This window comes from Citrobacter sp. Cu096 (genome assembly GCF_030332285.1).
GTDB lineage: Bacteria > Pseudomonadota > Gammaproteobacteria > Enterobacterales > Enterobacteriaceae > Citrobacter > Citrobacter meridianamericanus.
Window position 1 is genome coordinate 85,333 of record NZ_JAOWID010000030.1, and the last position, 18,036, is coordinate 103,368.

The 18,036-nt window shown below is 52.8% G+C and carries 15 protein-coding genes and 1 pseudogene; 13 read left to right on the plus strand and 3 right to left on the minus strand.

All coding sequences use genetic code 11. The features are described from left to right. Nucleotides 1-92: 92 nt before the first annotated feature. The 11 genes and pseudogenes from ndk to OGX99_RS14790 all read left to right on the plus strand — a co-directional run bounded on the left by ndk (nt 93) and on the right by OGX99_RS14790 (nt 11,813). A complete protein-coding gene (gene ndk, locus OGX99_RS14740; protein ID WP_003037710.1) occupies nt 93-524 on the plus strand; it encodes a nucleoside-diphosphate kinase in 432 nt (143 codons plus the stop codon). Between the two features lie 290 nt (nt 525-814). Next, nucleotides 815-1,981 carry a dual-specificity RNA methyltransferase RlmN gene (rlmN, locus tag OGX99_RS14745; RefSeq protein WP_003037713.1) on the plus strand — a complete coding sequence of 389 codons (1,167 nt, stop codon included), beginning with the start codon at nt 815-817 and terminating at the stop codon, nt 1,979-1,981. Between the two features lie 285 nt (nt 1,982-2,266). Beyond that, nucleotides 2,267-3,268 carry a cytoskeleton protein RodZ gene (gene rodZ / locus OGX99_RS14750; protein ID WP_151217655.1) on the plus strand — a complete coding sequence of 334 codons (1,002 nt, stop codon included), beginning with the start codon at nt 2,267-2,269 and terminating at the stop codon, nt 3,266-3,268. A gap of 26 nt (nt 3,269-3,294) precedes the next feature. Next, nucleotides 3,295-4,413 carry a flavodoxin-dependent (E)-4-hydroxy-3-methylbut-2-enyl-diphosphate synthase gene (gene ispG, locus OGX99_RS14755; protein WP_016154000.1) on the plus strand — a complete coding sequence of 373 codons (1,119 nt, stop codon included), beginning with the start codon at nt 3,295-3,297 and terminating at the stop codon, nt 4,411-4,413. A 110-nt stretch (nt 4,414-4,523) separates the two neighbouring features. Continuing rightward, entirely contained in the window at nt 4,524-5,798 is a 1,275-nt protein-coding gene (hisS, locus tag OGX99_RS14760; protein WP_151224082.1) for a histidine--tRNA ligase, read from the plus strand. A 13-nt stretch (nt 5,799-5,811) separates the two neighbouring features. Beyond that, complete coding sequence (locus OGX99_RS14765; RefSeq protein ID WP_151217653.1) at nt 5,812-6,432, plus strand: YfgM family protein; 621 nt, start codon at nt 5,812-5,814, stop codon at nt 6,430-6,432. Nucleotides 6,433-6,442: 10 nt separating this feature from the next. Next, entirely contained in the window at nt 6,443-7,621 is a 1,179-nt protein-coding gene (gene bamB / locus OGX99_RS14770; protein ID WP_151217652.1) for an outer membrane protein assembly factor BamB, read from the plus strand. Nucleotides 7,622-7,737: 116 nt separating this feature from the next. After that, complete coding sequence (gene der / locus OGX99_RS14775) at nt 7,738-9,210, plus strand: ribosome biogenesis GTPase Der (RefSeq protein ID WP_079939511.1); 1,473 nt, start codon at nt 7,738-7,740, stop codon at nt 9,208-9,210. 300 nt (nt 9,211-9,510) lie between these two features. Next, the gene (locus OGX99_RS14780) at nt 9,511-11,052 is read left to right on the plus strand and encodes a peptide MFS transporter (RefSeq protein WP_151217651.1); all 1,542 of its coding nucleotides are present in this window, start codon (nt 9,511-9,513) and stop codon (nt 11,050-11,052) included. Between the two features lie 63 nt (nt 11,053-11,115). After that, nucleotides 11,116-11,541, plus strand: a pseudogene (locus tag OGX99_RS14785) (hypothetical protein); the annotation flags it as partial. A 56-nt stretch (nt 11,542-11,597) separates the two neighbouring features. Then, on the plus strand, nt 11,598-11,813 hold the full coding sequence (locus OGX99_RS14790) for a zinc ribbon domain-containing protein (protein WP_187253550.1): 216 nt from the start codon (nt 11,598-11,600) through the stop codon (nt 11,811-11,813). On the opposite strand, the gene xseA is transcribed toward OGX99_RS14790, so the two are convergent. Further along, nucleotides 11,810-13,183: an exodeoxyribonuclease VII large subunit gene (xseA, locus tag OGX99_RS14795; protein ID WP_286544047.1), complete on the minus strand. Its 1,374-nt coding sequence runs from the start codon at nt 13,181-13,183 to the stop codon at nt 11,810-11,812. The two genes, OGX99_RS14790 and xseA, sit on opposite strands and share 4 nt — an antisense overlap. A gap of 160 nt (nt 13,184-13,343) precedes the next feature. Between xseA and guaB the strand changes: the two genes are divergently transcribed. Continuing rightward, nucleotides 13,344-14,810, plus strand: coding sequence for an IMP dehydrogenase (gene guaB / locus OGX99_RS14800; protein WP_187253548.1), 1,467 nt, complete (start codon nt 13,344-13,346; stop codon nt 14,808-14,810). Nucleotides 14,811-14,873: 63 nt separating this feature from the next. Beyond that, nucleotides 14,874-16,451 carry a glutamine-hydrolyzing GMP synthase gene (guaA, locus tag OGX99_RS14805; RefSeq protein ID WP_151217648.1) on the plus strand — a complete coding sequence of 526 codons (1,578 nt, stop codon included), beginning with the start codon at nt 14,874-14,876 and terminating at the stop codon, nt 16,449-16,451. 92 nt (nt 16,452-16,543) lie between these two features. Here the strand turns inward: guaA and mscS are convergent, their stop codons facing one another. Further along, complete coding sequence (gene mscS / locus OGX99_RS14810) at nt 16,544-17,422, minus strand: small-conductance mechanosensitive channel MscS (RefSeq protein ID WP_286544052.1); 879 nt, start codon at nt 17,420-17,422, stop codon at nt 16,544-16,546. Nucleotides 17,423-17,785: 363 nt separating this feature from the next. Further along, on the minus strand, nt 17,786-17,989 hold the full coding sequence (locus tag OGX99_RS14815; RefSeq protein ID WP_286544055.1) for a YfgG family protein: 204 nt from the start codon (nt 17,987-17,989) through the stop codon (nt 17,786-17,788). Between the last annotated feature and the right edge of the window lie 47 nt (nt 17,990-18,036).

Consider the following 18,036-nt stretch of genomic DNA (forward strand, 5'->3'; position numbering starts at 1 on the left):
AAATGTTATCTTCGTCAATAGTCAATTGCCAGGATGCTCTTTATAATCCGCGCCAGGTAAACCACAACAAAACATCTTTTTCAGAGGTAATCATGGCTATTGAACGTACTTTTTCCATCATCAAACCAAACGCGGTGGCAAAAAACGTTATTGGGAGCATCTTTGCGCGCTTTGAAGCTGCAGGGTTCAAAATTGTCGGTACTAAAATGCTGCACCTGACCGTTGAGCAGGCGCGCGGCTTCTACGCCGAGCATGATGGCAAGCCGTTTTTTGACGGTCTGGTTGAGTTCATGACCTCTGGTCCGATCGTTGTTTCTGTTCTGGAAAGCGAAAATGCCGTACAGCGCCACCGCGATCTGCTGGGCGCAACTAACCCGGCAAATGCGCTGGCAGGCACTCTGCGCGCAGATTACGCTGACAGCTTTACTGAGAACGGTACCCACGGTTCCGATTCCGTTGAGTCAGCGGCGCGCGAAATCGCCTATTTCTTTGGGGAAGGCGAGGTTTGCCCTCGTACTCGCTAATCTCCCGCGTCTTTCACGTCGCAGATGCGTTGGCTGCGTTCGTTTACTCCGGTCACATAGTTTTCTATGCTCCCGGAGATGCTCGAACTTGCCGCCTTCCTGCGACGCGAAATCCTTTGGAGATGAATTAGCGATTTACATATTATTTTCGCTAATGCTTCGTGCAAACGTGGCATCCCTGCGCCAGACTTTGTACAATGCAACGCCCCGGAAGAGCAGATCGCTTGCCGGGGCGTTTCTTTTTAACCCTCCACGGGCCACAACGTGTAACAACGAGGCCGGAAAAAATTATGTCTGAATTAGTTAACACCTCTGAAGTCGTCATTCCTGCGGTTCCAAATAAAAATGGAAAAATTAACCTGCTGGATCTGAACCGTCAGCAAATGCGCGAATTCTTCAAAGAAATGGGCGAAAAACCGTTTCGTGCCGATCAGGTCATGAAGTGGATGTATCACTATTGCAGCGACAACTTTGATGACATGACTGACATCAATAAAGTGCTGCGTAACAAGCTGAAAGAAGTGGCTGAAATTCGCGCCCCGGAAGTGGTGGAAGAGCAGCGTTCCTCTGACGGTACGATCAAATGGGCCATTGCGGTTGGCGATCAACGCGTAGAAACCGTGTATATCCCGGAAGACGATCGCGCTACCCTGTGTGTTTCTTCACAAGTCGGTTGTGCATTAGAGTGTAAATTCTGCTCTACAGCGCAACAGGGCTTTAACCGTAACCTGCGGGTGTCGGAAATCATTGGTCAGGTCTGGCGTGCGGCGAAAATCGTCGGCGCGGTGAAAGCAACGGGCGTGCGTCCTATCACCAACGTGGTGATGATGGGGATGGGCGAGCCTCTGCTCAACCTGACCAACGTGGTGCCAGCGATGGAAATCATGCTGGACGACTTTGGTTTCGGGCTGTCCAAGCGTCGCGTTACGCTCTCCACCTCGGGCGTTGTGCCTGCGCTGGATAAGCTGGGCGATATGATCGACGTCGCGCTGGCGATTTCTCTGCATGCGCCGAACGATGAAATTCGTGACGAAATTGTGCCTATCAACAAAAAGTACAATATCGAAACGTTCCTTGGCGCCGTCCGTCGTTATCTGGAGAAATCCAACGCTAACCAGGGTCGTGTAACCATTGAATATGTGATGTTGGATCACATCAATGATGGCACTGAACACGCGCATCAGTTGGCCGAACTGCTGAAAGATACGCCGTGTAAGATCAACCTGATCCCGTGGAACCCGTTCCCGGGCGCGCCGTATGGTCGTAGCTCTAACAGCCGTATCGATCGTTTCTCCAAAGTGTTGATGAGCTATGGTTTCACCACCATCGTGCGTAAAACACGTGGCGATGACATTGATGCAGCCTGCGGTCAGCTGGCGGGCGACGTTATCGACCGTACCAAGCGTACTCTGCGTAAGCGTATGCAGGGCGACGCTATCGACATCAAGACCGTTTGATGTTGAGTGCACTACGGTATAATTCATGTACCGTAGTGCAACGTAAGCCAGATGAGGTTCCTTGTTGTTGTCGTCAGGTCAATAATAACGGTGCGTTTTTGTCGACTTTAAGGCAGTATGTAACGGCGCAACAAGCGTTTAACCCTCAGGTTTACGCTGTTTTGTCATTGATGGTCTGACGGTTTTATACTGTCTGACGAAGGTTAACTGACCAGATGTTTCGCGGTGTGGGTGAGCATTATGGCTCGCCGGCATCAGAACCCAAATATTACGCAGCTGTAGCGAATGAATACTGAAGCCACGCACGACAAAAATGAAGCACTCTCCACCGGCGTTCGTCTGCGCAATGCCCGTGAACAACTCGGATTCAGCCAGCAGGCAGTCGCGGAGCGACTTTGCCTGAAGGTCTCCACGGTACGCGATATTGAAGAAGATAAGGCGCCAGCCGATCTCGCTTCAACATTCCTGCGCGGGTATATCCGTTCTTATGCGCGTCTGGTGCATATTCCTGAAGAAGAACTGTTGCCAGGGCTGGAAAAACAGGCTCCGATTCGTCCTGCTAAAGTCGCGCCGATGCAGAGCTTTTCGCTCGGTAAGCGTCGTAAGAAACGCGACGGCTGGTTAATGACCTTTACCTGGCTGGTACTGTTTGTCGTTGTCGGACTGACAGGTGCCTGGTGGTGGCAGAACCATAAAGCGCAGCAGGAAGAGATCACCACCATGGCCGATCAATCCTCCGCTGAGTTGAATGCCGGTAAAGAGGGGGCGCAGAATGTACCGTTAGATACCAGCGCTGCGGCAAGCCAGGATACCACGTCGGTAGCTGAAAATGGCGCGGTAACGGATGCGGCGCCAGCGCAACAAGATGCCGCAGCGACTCAGGCTCCGGCTGCTGATGCGCAACAGAACGCCGTTGTAGCACCTTCTCAGGCTAACGTTGATACCGCAACCACAGCGCCAACCGCTCCGGCCGCCGCAGCACCGTTGCCGACTGACCAGGCGGGCGTTACAACACCGGCTGGCGATCCTAACGCGCTGGTAATGAACTTTACCGCCGACTGCTGGCTGGAAGTCACCGATGCGACCGGTAAGAAACTGTTCAGCGGGATGCAACGTAAAGATGGCAATCTGAATCTGACCGGTCAGGCGCCGTACAAACTGAAAATTGGCGCTCCGGCGGCAGTGCAGATTCAGTTCCAGGGTAAACCTGTCGACCTGAGTCGTTTTATCAGAACTAACCAGGTTGCGCGTCTGACCGTTAATGCCGAACAATCACCGGCTCAGTAACAGACGGCAATGCGGGAGATTTTTTAATGCATAACCAGGCTCCAATTCAACGTAGAAAATCGACACGAATTTACGTTGGGAACGTGCCGATCGGCGATGGCGCTCCCATCGCCGTACAGTCGATGACCAATACGCGTACCACAGATGTGGAAGCAACGGTTAATCAGATTAAAGCGCTGGAACGCGTAGGCGCAGACATTGTTCGTGTCTCTGTACCGACAATGGATGCAGCAGAGGCGTTCAAGCTTATCAAACAGCAGGTTAACGTCCCGCTGGTTGCCGATATTCACTTCGACTATCGTATCGCGCTGAAGGTGGCGGAATACGGCGTTGATTGCCTGCGTATTAACCCAGGCAATATCGGCAACGAAGAGCGCATTCGCATGGTGGTTGACTGCGCTCGTGATAAAAATATTCCGATCCGCATCGGCGTTAATGCCGGTTCGCTGGAAAAAGATCTGCAGGAAAAATACGGAGAACCGACGCCGCAAGCGCTGCTGGAATCTGCTATGCGCCATGTGGATCACCTCGATCGCCTCAACTTCGATCAATTCAAAGTCAGCGTTAAAGCGTCTGACGTTTTCCTCGCCGTAGAGTCTTATCGCTTGCTGGCGAAACAGATTGATCAGCCGTTGCATCTGGGGATCACCGAAGCCGGTGGTGCACGCAGCGGGGCGGTAAAATCCGCGATCGGTTTAGGATTGCTGCTGTCTGAAGGGATCGGCGATACGCTGCGCGTTTCTTTGGCTGCCGATCCGGTGGAAGAGATCAAAGTTGGCTTCGACATCCTGAAATCGCTGCGCATTCGTGCGCGCGGGATCAACTTTATCGCTTGCCCAACCTGCTCGCGTCAGGAGTTTGACGTTATCGGCACGGTGAACGCGCTGGAGCAACGCCTGGAAGATATCATTACGCCAATGGATGTTTCGATCATCGGTTGCGTGGTAAACGGCCCTGGTGAAGCGCTGGTTTCTACGCTGGGCGTGACGGGCGGTAACAAGAAAAGCGGTCTGTATGAAGACGGAGTGCGTAAGGACAGACTCGATAACGACGACATGATTACGCAGCTTGAAGCCCGCATTCGTGCTAAAGCAAGTATTCTGGACGAAGCGCGTCGTATCGACGTGCAGCAGCTTGAAAAATAACAACGTGATGGGAAGCGGCGTGCTTCCCGTGTATGATTGAACCCGCATGGCGCCCGCATTGTTCGGGTTAGCGCTGAGGGTTCATTTTTATATTCATAAAGAGAATAAACGTGGCAAAAAACATTCAAGCCATTCGCGGCATGAACGATTATCTGCCTGGCGAAACCGCCATCTGGCAGCGCATTGAAGGCACTCTCAAAAACGTGCTCGGCAGCTATGGTTACAGTGAAATCCGCTTGCCGATTGTAGAGCAGACCCCGTTATTCAAACGCGCGATTGGTGAAGTCACCGACGTGGTTGAAAAAGAGATGTATACCTTTGAGGACCGTAATGGCGACAGCCTGACGTTGCGTCCTGAAGGGACTGCGGGCTGCGTACGCGCCGGCATCGAACATGGTCTCCTGTACAATCAGGAACAGCGTCTGTGGTATATCGGGCCGATGTTCCGCCACGAACGTCCGCAAAAAGGGCGCTATCGTCAATTCCATCAGTTGGGTTGCGAAGTTTTTGGCCTGCAAGGCCCGGACATCGATGCTGAACTCATTCTGCTGACCGCCCGCTGGTGGCGTGCGCTGGGTATTTCCCAGCATGTGAGACTTGAACTGAACTCCATTGGTTCGCTTGAAGCACGTGCGAACTACCGTGATGCGCTGGTCGCTTATCTGGAACAGTATAAAGATAAACTGGACGAAGACTGTAAGCGCCGCATGTACACCAACCCGTTGCGCGTGCTCGACTCCAAAAACCCGGAAGTACAGGCACTGCTCAACGATGCGCCTGCGCTGGGCGACTATCTGGATGACGACTCGCGCGAGCATTTTGCAGGCTTGTGCAAACTGCTGGAATCCGCAGGTATTGCCTACACCGTCAATCAGCGTCTGGTTCGTGGTCTTGATTACTACAACCGTACCGTATTTGAGTGGGTCACCACCAGTCTGGGTTCACAAGGTACCGTGTGTGCAGGTGGTCGTTATGACGGTCTGGTAGAGCAACTTGGCGGCCGCGCAACGCCGGCGGTAGGCTTTGCTATGGGCCTTGAACGACTTGTTTTGTTAGTTCAGGCAGTTAATCCGGAATTTAACGCAGATCCTGTTGTCGATATATACCTGGTCGCTTCAGGGGCAGACACGCAGTCAGCGGCAATGCGACTTGCAGAACGTCTGCGCGATGAAGTTCCTGGTGTGAAACTGATGACAAACCACGGCGGCGGCAACTTTAAGAAACAGTTTGCCCGCGCCGATAAGTGGGGCGCCCGCGTTGCACTAGTACTGGGCGAGTCCGAAGTGGCTGACGGTACTGTTGTAGTGAAGGATTTGCGCTCTGGTGAGCAAACGGCAGTAGCGCAGGATAGCGTTGCCGCGCATTTGCGCACTCTATTGGGCTAAGGAGAAGGACAGCGTGGAAATTTACGAGAACGAAAACGACCAGGTTGATGCGGTAAAACGCTTCTTTGCTGAAAATGGCAAAGCGCTGGCTGTTGGGATCATTTTAGGGGTTGGCGCGCTGGTTGGCTGGCGTTACTGGACCAGCCATCAGACAGAGTCCGCACGCTCTGCTTCTCTGGCTTATCAAAATACGGTGACTGCGGTTAGCGCGGGTAAACCGGATAGCATTCCTGCTGCAGAGAAATTTGCCGCAGAGAACAAAAATACTTACGGCGCGTTAGCTTCACTGGAACTGGCGCAACAGTTTGTTGACCAAAATGAACTAGAGAAAGCTGCAAGCCAATTGCAACAAGGCTTAGCTGCGACCAGCGATGAAAATCTCAAAGCGGTGATTAACCTGCGTCTGGCTCGTGTTCAGGTTCAGCTTAAACAGGCTGATACCGCGCTGAAAACGCTCGACACCATTAAGGGTGAAGGGTGGGCGGCCATTGTTGCCGATCTGCGCGGTGAAGCGTTGCTGAGCAAAGGCGACAAACAAGGCGCGCGTAGCGCATGGGAAGCGGGCGTGAAAAGCGATGCCTCTCCTGCTCTGAGCGAAATGATGCAGATGAAAATCAATAATTTGTCCATCTGAGAGGGACCCGATGCAATTGCGTAAATTACTTCTGCCAGGGCTGCTTTCTGTTACCCTATTGAGCGGCTGTTCACTGTTTAGTGGCGAAGAAGATGTCGTTAAGATGTCCCCATTACCGGTGGTTGAAAACCAGTTTACTCCGTCCACTGCATGGAGCACCTCTGTAGGCAACGGTATTGGTGATTTCTATTCCAATCTTCATCCTGCGCTGGCGGATAATGTTGTCTATGCAGCTTCACGCGCCGGTGTCGTGAAAGCGTTGAATGCAGACGACGGTAAAGAAGTCTGGTCTGTTAATCTGGGTGAGAAAGACGGCTGGTTCTCCCGTGCATCAGCACAGCTTTCTGGCGGTGTCACCGTGTCCGGCGGGCATGTTTATATCGGCAGTGAGAAAGCGCAGGTTTATGCGCTGAACACCAGCGACGGTACCACCGCATGGCAGACGAAAGTTGCCGGGGAAGCGCTGTCTCGTCCGGTTGTTAGCGATGGCATGGTGTTGATCCACACCAGTAACGGCCAACTGCAAGCCTTGAACGAAGCTGACGGCGCCATCAAATGGACCGTTAACCTCGATATGCCTTCTCTGTCACTGCGCGGAGAATCTGCGCCAGCGACCGCTTTTGGCGCTGCCATTGTCGGTGGCGATAATGGTCGCGTAAGCGCCGTGCTGATGCAGCAGGGCCAGATGATTTGGCAGCAACGCATTTCGCAGGCGACAGGTCCAACGGAAATCGATCGTCTGAGCGACGTTGATACCACACCGGTTATCGTCAATGGCGTTGTTTACGCGCTGGCTTATAATGGTAACCTGACGGCGCTGGATCTGCGTAGCGGGCAGATCATGTGGAAACGTGAACTGGGCTCGGTGAATGATTTTATCGTCGACGGTAACCGTATCTACCTGGTTGACCAGAACGACCGCGTACTGGCGCTGACCACCGACGGCGGCGTGACGCTGTGGACGCAAAGCGATCTGCTGCACCGTCTGCTGACGTCCCCGGTATTGTATAACGGCAATCTGGTTGTGGGTGATAGCGAAGGCTACCTGCACTGGATCAACGTTGACGATGGCCGTTTTGTTGCCCAGCAGAAAGTTGACAGCTCTGGTTTCCTGACTGAGCCGGTCTCTGCTGATGGTAAACTGCTGATCCAGGCGAAAGACGGTACGCTGTACTCTATTACGCGTTAATCGTCCCGGCCGCTCGCTTTGAAAAACGGCTCCTGGTGCAGGGGCCGTTTTACTGTTTTTAACAACGGCGCAAAATGCGCCCGTTGTCTGATGATTTTTTAAATGAGGCTTTAAACATGGTACCTGTGGTCGCGCTTGTCGGGCGCCCTAACGTTGGCAAATCCACGTTATTTAACCGTCTAACTCGCACCCGAGATGCGCTGGTTGCGGATTTCCCGGGTCTGACTCGTGACCGTAAGTACGGTCGTGCGGAAATTGAAGGCCGCGAGTTTATCTGTATTGATACCGGCGGTATTGATGGCACCGAAGACGGTGTTGAAACCCGTATGGCGGAACAGTCGCTGTTGGCTATTGAAGAAGCGGACGTTGTGCTGTTCATGGTGGATGCGCGTGCTGGCCTGATGCCTGCAGATGAAGCTATTGCGAAGCATCTGCGTTCACGCCAGAAACCGACGTTCCTGGTCGCCAACAAAACTGACGGACTCGATCCTGACCAGGCGGTTGTTGATTTTTACTCACTGGGGTTGGGCGAAATTTATCCGATCGCGGCGTCTCATGGTCGTGGCGTTCTTAGCCTGCTGGAACATGTTCTGCTGCCGTGGATGGATGACGTTGCTCCGCAGGAAGAAGTGGACGAAGACGCGGAATATTGGGCGCAACTGGAAGCCAAAGAAAACGGCGAAGAAGAGCCTGAAGACGATTTCAACCCGCAGGATCTGCCGATCAAACTGGCGATTGTTGGTCGTCCGAACGTAGGTAAGTCCACGCTTACTAACCGTATTCTCGGCGAAGATCGTGTGGTGGTTTACGACATGCCGGGGACCACGCGTGACAGTATTTATATCCCAATGCAGCGTGATGAACGCGAATATGTGCTCATCGATACCGCAGGCGTGCGCAAGCGCGGCAAAATTACCGAAGCGGTAGAAAAATTTTCAGTTATCAAAACGCTGCAGGCGATTGAAGACGCCAACGTGGTGATGCTGGTGATTGACGCGCGCGAAGGTATTTCCGATCAGGACCTGTCGCTGCTGGGCTTTATCCTCAATAGTGGACGCTCACTCGTTATCGTAGTCAATAAGTGGGATGGCCTGACACAGGAAGTGAAAGAGCAGGTCAAAGAGACGCTGGACTTCCGTCTGGGCTTTATTGATTTTGCGCGCGTACACTTTATCTCTGCGCTGCACGGCAGCGGTGTCGGTAATCTGTTTGAATCGGTCCGTGAAGCGTACGACAGCTCCACCCGCCGCGTTAGCACCGCGATGCTGACTCGCATCATGACCATGGCGGTAGAAGATCATCAGCCGCCGCTGGTGCGTGGTCGTCGCGTTAAGCTGAAATATGCTCACGCCGGTGGTTATAACCCGCCAATCGTGGTGATCCACGGCAATCAGGTTAAAGACCTGCCGGATTCGTACAAGCGCTATCTGATGAACTATTTCCGTAAATCTTTGAACGTGATGGGGACGCCGATCCGCATTCAGTTTAAAGAAGGAGAAAACCCGTTTGCTAACAAACGCAATACGTTGACTCCCACTCAGATGCGTAAACGTAAGCGTTTGATTAAGCATATTAAAAAAAGCAAGTGATCGTTGCTTGATGCTGATAAAAACCCGCGCTTGTCGCGGGTTTTTTTCGTTAATTCATCGCCAGCCTCAACCCGTGCGATGTCAATTACTATTCGTTTTTTACCAAGTTTAAATCTAAGAAAGTAGACATTTGTCGAGTTTTCATCTTAAAGTCCGGGGTCTGGTACTAGACAAAACTAGTCTTAGGTTATCAAATGGTTAAATAAATTTTCGCCGCATGTAAAAAATCGGTCAGATACGTAACTGACTGGCGTACATCGCGGTGTCTACACGCACGACGACATAACTTTCGGGAGAATTATGCAATCCTCTGTTAATCAAAAAGAAAGCCGAACTTTCTTCGGCCATCCTTATCCGCTCGGCTCGCTGTTCTTCACAGAGATGTGGGAGCGTTTCTCGTTTTATGGCATTCGCCCGTTACTGATCCTGTTTATGGCGGCTACCGTTTATGACGGCGGCATGGGGCTGGCGCGTGAAAACGCCTCGGCGATCGTGGGTATCTTTGCCGGTACGATGTACCTCGCCGCGCTGCCGGGCGGCTGGTTGGCGGATAACTGGCTCGGTCAGCAAAAAGCAGTGTGGTACGGTTCTATTCTGATTGCGCTCGGCCATCTGTCGATTGCGCTCTCGGCCATCATGGGGAACAACCTGTTTTTTATCGGCCTGATGTTTATCGTGCTCGGCTCCGGTCTGTTTAAGACCTGTATTTCGGTCATGGTAGGCACGCTGTATAAAAAAGGCGATGCGCGCCGCGACGGCGGTTTCTCGCTGTTCTACATGGGCATCAACATGGGGTCGTTCATCGCGCCGCTGATCTCCGGCTGGCTGATTAAAACCCACGGCTGGCACTGGGGTTTTGGTATTGGTGGCATCGGGATGCTGGTCGCGCTGATTATTTTCCGTGTTTTTGCCGTTCCGTCGATGAAGCGCTACGATAGCGAAGTCGGTCTGGATTCCACCTGGAATAGTCCTGTTGTGAAACGTAACGGCGTGGGCGCGTGGCTGCTGGCGCTGGCCGTCGGCGTGGTGGTTATCGTTACGCTGATTGCGCAGGGCGTGATTGTGATAAACCCGGTCGCGGTTGCCAGCATGCTGGTGTACGTGATCGCCGCATCCGTTGCTCTCTACTTCATCTACCTGTTTATCTTTGCTGGTCTGAACCGTAAAGAGCGCGCCAGACTGCTGGTTTGTTTTATCCTGCTGGTCTCCGCCGCGTTCTTCTGGTCGGCGTTTGAGCAAAAACCAACCTCGTTTAACTTGTTCGCCAATGACTACACTAATCGTATGATCGGTGATTTTGAAATCCCGGCGGTTTGGTTCCAGTCAATCAACGCGCTGTTTATCATTCTGCTGGCACCTGTGTTTAGCTGGGCGTGGCCGAAGCTGGCGAGCATGAACATTCGTCCGAGCAGCATCACCAAGTTCGTTATCGGTATTCTGTGTGCGGCGGCAGGTTTTGGTCTGATGATGCTGGCGGCGCAAAACGTGCTGAGCAACGGCGGGGCAGGCGTTTCACCATTCTGGCTGGTGGGTAGTATTCTGATGCTTACGCTTGGCGAACTGTGTCTGAGTCCGATTGGTCTGGCAACCATGACGCTGTTGGCACCGGAAAGAATGCGTGGGCAGATGATGGGTCTGTGGTTCTGCGCCAGTGCGCTGGGTAACCTGGCCGCGGGGCTGATTGGTGGTCATGTGAAGGCTGACCAACTGGATATGCTGCCGGATCTCTTCGCGCGCTGTTCGATTGCGCTGCTGATCTGCGCTGCAGTACTGATCGTCCTCATTGTTCCGATTCGTCGCATGCTGGAAAATACGCAAACTAAACCGGTGACCAGCGCCTGATAACACCTCGTTTGTGCCGGGGCAGACGTTGTGTCCCGGCCATTTAATTTTCGAGGTAAGAACATGCTGTTTGGGTTTGTTGGCCTTGGCGCAGTCGTTGAAACGGCATACTTGCCTGCATTACATAACCTCTTTAGTGATTCACTACGCTGAGCGGGTTTTGATGTTCGCTCCACTAAACAGCCTGCAGGCGTGACGCGTTGCACATCCTTCGAAGAACTGCTTACTCAGCCTTTTGATATCTTGTTTATCACGACCTTTTCCCTGCACCATCTTGAGGTGTTTGAACAAGTCCTGGCCTTTCCCATCGCATGTACCGTGGTTGAAAATCCACTGGCGATCTGGCTCAACAAATATGCGGGGCCTGATGGCGGACAAAAAGGTCTGCGGATTTATCTTCGCGACGGGAACATCATCAGCCATGACCGATGCGGTGCGGAAGAAGTGGAGTGCCTGCTAACGTTACAACAGCAGTTACGTGGGCCACATTACGCGCATGGTGTTAAAATAAAAACAAGAATACATTTTCTGTACAAGGACACGATATGTCGATTACATGCCCGGATTGTCATGCTGAGCTGGAGCCACAAAACGGTGTGGCGCACTGCGAGCAGTGTCACAAAGATATTCAGCTGGAAGCGCGTTGTCCGGAATGCCATTTGCCACTGCAAGTGTTAAAAGCCTGCGGCGCGGTGGATTATTTCTGTCAGAATGGCCATGGGCTGATTTCGAAGAAACGCGTGGAGTTTGTGCCGGTTTAATCCGGCTTTTTCTTACGCGTTTTCTTTGCCACCGTTACGCCTTTCACTTCGCTCTCTACCCAACCATCTGACAGTCGGGTGGTGAGCACATCGCCGGCCTTCACCTGTTTGGTTTGCTTCAGCACTTTGCCGTCTGTCGCGGTAGTGACGCTATAACCACGTGCCAACGTGGCCAGCGGGCTGACGGCTTCCAGATGCGTGACCGCATTGCCAAAACGTTCTCGCTGCTCGCTGACGCGCGAGCGAATATTTTCCGCCAGTCGGTATTCCAGTTGTTGAATACGTGTTTGCGTGCGGTGGATACGCGGCTGCGGGTTTTGCTGATTCAGACGCTGTAGTATGCGCTGTTGACGCTGATTCGCCTGTTTGATCTTATTCTCAAGTGCGAAGTTCATTCTCTGACGCAGTCGTTCCAGCACGGTCTGCTGGCGGGCCAGACGCAACTGCGGATGCTGTTGTTGCAGGCGGTGAAAAAGCTGGGTAAATCGACGAGTTCGGTTGGCGAGATAGTAGTCCATCGCCATCTCCAGACGCTGCTGACCATGCTGAATTTGACGCAGCAGTTCAAGTTGGTTGCGGCTGACAATCTCCGCCGCGGCTGATGGCGTGGGCGCTCGCAGATCGCCGACAAAATCGGCAATAGTGACGTCAGTTTCGTGGCCGACGGCGCTGACTACTGGAATGTTGCTGGCAAAGATCGCTCGCGCTACACGTTCGTCGTTAAAGCTCCATAAATCTTCCAGCGAGCCGCCGCCGCGTCCGACGATTAATACGTCGCATTCGTTGCGGGCATTCGCCAGCTCAATGGCGCGTACAATTTGTCCTGGCGCATCATCGCCCTGGACTGCGGTCGGGTAGATAATAACGGGCAGGGAAGGGTCGCGACGCTTCAGGACGTGAAGAATATCGTGCAGTGCAGCCCCGGTTTTAGAGGTGATAACCCCGACGCAGTGGGCCGGTGAGGGCAGTGTTTTTTTGAATTGCTGATCGAACAGCCCTTCAGCCTGCAGTTTGGCCTTCAGTTGCTCATATTTTTGCTGCAACAAGCCTTCGCCAGCTGGCTGCATGCTCTCGACGATTATCTGGTAGTCCCCACGCGGCTCATACAATGTAATGTTGGCGCGTACCAGTACCTGTTGCCCGTGCTGTGGGCGGAACGTTACCCTGCGGTTACTGTTGCGAAACATCGCGCAGCGAACCTGAGCGGTGTCATCTTTGAGCGTGAAATACCAGTGACCCGAGGACGGCTGAGTGAAATTGGATATTTCACCGCTGATCCATACTTGCCCCATTTCCTGCTCAAGCAGCAAACGAACCGTCTGATTCAGGCGGCTTACGGTAAAAATTGAGGTGGTCTGAGAGGATAACATGTGAGCGGGATCAAATTCTAAATCAGCAGGTTATTCAGTCGAAAGTAACATGCCCACAGAGGAGCGCAAGGTTTTTTTGCAAAAAAGTGTGGATGCAATCGGTTACGCTCTGTATAATGCCGCGGCAATATTTAATAACCTCCCAGGTGAGATATTGCCCATGCTACGTATCGCAAAAGAAGCCCTGACGTTTGACGACGTCCTCCTCGTTCCCGCTCATTCTACCGTTCTGCCGAATACTGCTGACCTCAGCACCCAGTTGACGAAAACCATTCGCCTGAACATTCCTATGCTCTCCGCAGCAATGGACACCGTGACGGAAGCGCGCCTGGCAATTGCTCTGGCCCAGGAAGGCGGCATCGGTTTTATCCACAAAAACATGTCCATCGAGCGCCAGGCGGAAGAAGTTCGCCGCGTGAAGAAACACGAATCTGGCGTGGTAACTGACCCACAGACCGTACTGCCAACCACCACGCTGCGCGAAGTGAAAGAACTGACCGAGCGTAACGGTTTTGCAGGCTACCCGGTTGTGACGGAAGATAACGAACTGGTCGGCATCATCACCGGTCGCGACGTACGTTTTGTGACCGATCTCAGCCAGCCAGTGAGCGTTTACATGACCCCGAAAGAGCGTCTGGTGACCGTTCGCGAAGGTGAAGCGCGTGATGTTGTTTTTGCCAAAATGCACGAAAAACGCGTTGAAAAAGCGTTGGTTGTTGATGACAGCTTCCACCTGCTCGGCATGATCACGGTTAAAGATTTCCAGAAAGCAGAACGTAAACCTAACGCCTGTAAAGACGAGCATGGTCGTCTGCGCGTTGGCGCTGCTGTCGGCGCGGGTGCTGGTAACGAAGAGCGTGTTGACGCGCTGGTTGCCGCGGGCGTTGACGTACTGCTGATTGACTCCTCTCACGGTCACTCTGAAGGCGTATTGCAGCGTATTCGTGAAACTCGCGCTAAATATCCGGATCTGCAGATCATCGGCGGTAACGTTGCAACGGGCGCAGGCGCTCGCGCACTGGCGGAAGCCGGCTGCAGCGCGGTTAAAGTCGGTATCGGCCCTGGCTCCATCTGTACGACTCGTATCGTGACCGGCGTAGGTGTACCGCAGATCACCGCTGTTTCTGACGCCGTTGAAGCGCTGGAAGGCACCGGTATTCCGGTTATCGCCGATGGCGGTATTCGCTTCTCCGGCGACATCGCGAAAGCAATCGCTGCCGGTGCTGCTGCAGTGATGGTTGGTTCCATGCTGGCGGGTACCGAAGAATCCCCGGGCGAAATCGAACTGTACCAGGGCCGTTCTTACAAATCATACCGCGGTATGGGCTCTCTGGGTGCGATGTCCAAAGGCTCCTCCGACCGTTACTTCCAGAGCGATAACGCTGCTGACAAACTGGTCCCGGAAGGTATCGAAGGCCGTGTAGCGTATAAAGGCCGCCTGAAAGAGATCATCCACCAGCAGATGGGTGGCCTGCGCTCCTGTATGGGCCTGACCGGCTGTGGTACTATCGACGCGCTGCGCACTCAAGCAGAGTTTGTACGCATCAGCGGTGCGGGTATTCAGGAAAGTCACGTTCACGATGTGACCATCACCAAAGAGTCCCCTAACTACCGCATGGGCTCCTGATAAGTTTCCGCGCCCGGCTATATGCCGGGCGAATTTGTTTCACTTGCCTCGGAATTAGCGTCAATGACAGACAATATTCATAAACATCGCATTCTCATCCTCGATTTCGGCTCGCAGTATACTCAGCTGGTTGCACGTCGCGTACGTGAACTGGGCGTCTACTGTGAACTGTGGGCATGGGATGTTACGGAAGCACAAATTCGCGAATTCAACCCAAGCGGTATCATTCTTTCCGGTGGTCCGGAAAGCACCACCGAAGCAAACAGCCCGCGCGCGCCAGAATACGTTTTCAATGCCGGTGTGCCGGTATTCGGCGTCTGCTACGGCATGCAGACTATGGCAATGCAGCTCGGTGGTCATGTTGAAGGATCTAACGAACGTGAATTCGGCTATGCGCAGGTAGAGGTTCAGACCGACAGCGCGCTGGTGCGTGGTATTGAAGACTCCCTGACCGCCGATGGCAAACCGCTGCTGGACGTATGGATGAGTCACGGCGATAAAGTGACCGCTATCCCGGAAGGTTTCGTTACTGTCGCCAGTACCGACAACTGCCCGTTCGCCATTATGGCGCACGAAGAAAAACGCTTCTACGGCGTGCAGTTCCACCCGGAAGTGACCCACACCCGTCAGGGCATGCGTATGCTGGAGCGCTTTGTGCGCGATATCTGTCAGTGTGAAGCGCTATGGACGCCGGCAAAAATTATCGATGACGCCGTTGCCCGCATTCGCGAGCAGGTTGGCAATGATAAAGTGATCCTCGGCCTGTCCGGTGGCGTGGACTCCTCCGTCACCGCGATGCTGCTGCACCGTGCGATCGGTAAAAACCTGACCTGTGTGTTCGTTGACAACGGTCTGCTGCGCCTGAACGAAGCCCAGCAGGTAATGGATATGTTTGGTGACCACTTTGGACTGAACATCGTTCACGTTGAAGGCGAACAGCGTTTCCTGGACGCGCTGAAAGGTGAGAACGATCCGGAAGCGAAACGTAAGATCATCGGCCGCGTATTCGTTGAAGTGTTCGACGAAGAAGCGCTGAAACTGGAAGATGTGAAATGGCTGGCGCAGGGTACTATCTACCCTGACGTGATTGAATCCGCGGCTTCCGCCACCGGTAAAGCGCACGTCATTAAATCTCACCATAACGTCGGCGGCCTGCCGAAAGAGATGAAGATGGGTCTGGTTGAACCGCTACGTGAGCTGTTCAAAGACGAAGTGCGTAAGATTGGTCTGGAGCTGGGCCTGCCATACGACATGCTGTACCGTCACCCGTTCCCGGGGCCGGGTCTCGGCGTGCGCGTACTGGGCGAAGTGAAGAAAGAGTACTGCGACCTGCTGCGTCGTGCGGATGCTATCTTCATTGAAGAATTGCACAAAGCTGACCTGTACAACAAAGTCAGTCAGGCGTTCACCGTGTTCCTGCCGGTGCGTTCCGTTGGCGTCATGGGCGATGGCCGTAAGTACGACTGGGTTGTTTCCCTGCGTGCTGTTGAGACCATCGACTTTATGACCGCCCACTGGGCGCATCTGCCGTATGACTTCTTAGGCCGAGTCTCTAACCGCATCATCAACGAAGTTAACGGTATTTCCCGCGTGGTGTATGACATCAGCGGTAAGCCGCCAGCTACCATTGAGTGGGAATAATATCTCTCTCCGTTAGCGGTTTTTGAACGGTAATATGTCAAACCCTCTTTAACAGAGGGTTTTTTATTGCGCTCACACCGGAGAACAACTTATTAATCAACTAACTGTAGCTGGGGAGGAGATTGGGGTGACACATTCTCCACGCGGATATCCATCTGCGGATACGGCAGGGCAATATGGTTGGCGTCCAGGGCTTCTTTAATGTTTTCCAGCAGATCGTAATAGGTATTCCAGTATTCGATGTTGGGTACCCATACGCGGACGTAAAAATTCAATGCTGAAGCGCCCAGTTCGCCCAGACGAACGGTTACTCCACGTTGCTTATCGATGCGGCTATCCTGCTCGATAATCTGGTTAATCACGCGCTTAACATCTGCTATCCGGGTCTGATAGCCCACGCCAATCACCAGATCGATCCGACGAAAAGGGTGGCGGGAATAGTTAATGATATTGTCAGCGATGATCTTACCGTTTGGAATGACCACTTCTTTACTGTCGGCGGTGAGCAGGGTGGTGGAGAAAATATGCACCTTTTCCACCGTTCCGGTGACTGCGCCAATTTGTACCACTTCTCCGGCGCGGAAAGGACGCAGGGAGACCAATAGTACGCCAGCGGCAAAGTTGGAAAGCGATCCTTGTAGCGCGAGCCCAATGGCCAACCCGGCGGCACCAATGACGGCAATAATGGAGGATGTTTCGATACCGACGCGACCCAATGCGGCAACAATGGCGAAAGCGAGGGTAATGTAACGTACCAGCGCGGTGAAGAACTGGATAATGGTTCGGTCAACTTTACGTTTTAACAGTAACTTTTCCAGACCACTGGAGAGCAGGCGAGAGACAAATTTACCGACAAACAGTAAAATTACGGCGGCAACGATATTCCACCCGAATCGAATAACCGCATCGCTGTGTCCAGCGATCCATTCAAGACCGCTGCTTATTTTCGGAAATAACGAAAAACCACTCATGGTATAACCCTGTAGAATTTAAAATGGTAATGATTCAAATAAGCATTTAATTCCATACATAATATTAATGCTTTCATCTGTGATATTTTTTGGCGATATTAATTGACGTCTATTTGAACACGGTGTGTTTTTTTATACCCAGTCAATCGGAACGTAAAAATCAGCGCGAATGGTGCGGTGAAGTGGGATTAAAAGATTGTGCATTTGTGCGAAAACACGGTTTATCATCCGATAACTCCGTGCGAGTGGTGGGTAAGGCAGCGTTTTGTTTCATCACTTAAATCCCTTACCGGATGGTTAAATGTCAGGCGATTAGCCATCCGGTAAGGAATCTTAATGCTGAGATACTACAGGCGCGAGCGATCAGCGCACGTCGGTTTGAGCAGGAGATGCCTGTTGCGGCTGGGTGATCTGCTGAGATTCTTTTTTGCTCTGGTGGTGCTGCCACGCACCTATAGCGGAGTAGACGAAGCGTCCGAAGAAGAAGAGAAAGCTGATAAGCAGTACGATCCGGATCATGCGACTATTAAATCGATGTCGTTTGCGTAGGCTGGTAACCTGGCTCACAAAAGGTTCCTTGTAGTGTACCCAACTGAGGGCGATATTCACATTAA

What these genes read in the sequence shown, in the direction of transcription:
- ndk (WP_003037710.1), top strand. Translation starts at nt 93, where the DNA reads ATGGCTATTGAACGTACTTTTTCCATCATCAAACCAAACGCGGTGGCA.
- rlmN (WP_003037713.1), top strand. Translation starts at nt 815, where the DNA reads ATGTCTGAATTAGTTAACACCTCTGAAGTCGTCATTCCTGCGGTTCCA.
- rodZ (WP_151217655.1), top strand. Translation starts at nt 2,267, where the DNA reads ATGAATACTGAAGCCACGCACGACAAAAATGAAGCACTCTCCACCGGC.
- ispG (WP_016154000.1), top strand. Translation starts at nt 3,295, where the DNA reads ATGCATAACCAGGCTCCAATTCAACGTAGAAAATCGACACGAATTTAC.
- bamB (WP_151217652.1), top strand. Translation starts at nt 6,443, where the DNA reads ATGCAATTGCGTAAATTACTTCTGCCAGGGCTGCTTTCTGTTACCCTA.
- der (WP_079939511.1), top strand. Translation starts at nt 7,738, where the DNA reads ATGGTACCTGTGGTCGCGCTTGTCGGGCGCCCTAACGTTGGCAAATCC.
- OGX99_RS14780 (WP_151217651.1), top strand. Translation starts at nt 9,511, where the DNA reads ATGCAATCCTCTGTTAATCAAAAAGAAAGCCGAACTTTCTTCGGCCAT.
- OGX99_RS14790 (WP_187253550.1), top strand. Translation starts at nt 11,598, where the DNA reads ATGTCGATTACATGCCCGGATTGTCATGCTGAGCTGGAGCCACAAAAC.
- xseA (WP_286544047.1), bottom strand. Translation starts at nt 13,183, where the DNA reads ATGTTATCCTCTCAGACCACCTCAATTTTTACCGTAAGCCGCCTGAAT.
- guaB (WP_187253548.1), top strand. Translation starts at nt 13,344, where the DNA reads ATGCTACGTATCGCAAAAGAAGCCCTGACGTTTGACGACGTCCTCCTC.
- guaA (WP_151217648.1), top strand. Translation starts at nt 14,874, where the DNA reads ATGACAGACAATATTCATAAACATCGCATTCTCATCCTCGATTTCGGC.
- mscS (WP_286544052.1), bottom strand. Translation starts at nt 17,422, where the DNA reads ATGAGTGGTTTTTCGTTATTTCCGAAAATAAGCAGCGGTCTTGAATGG.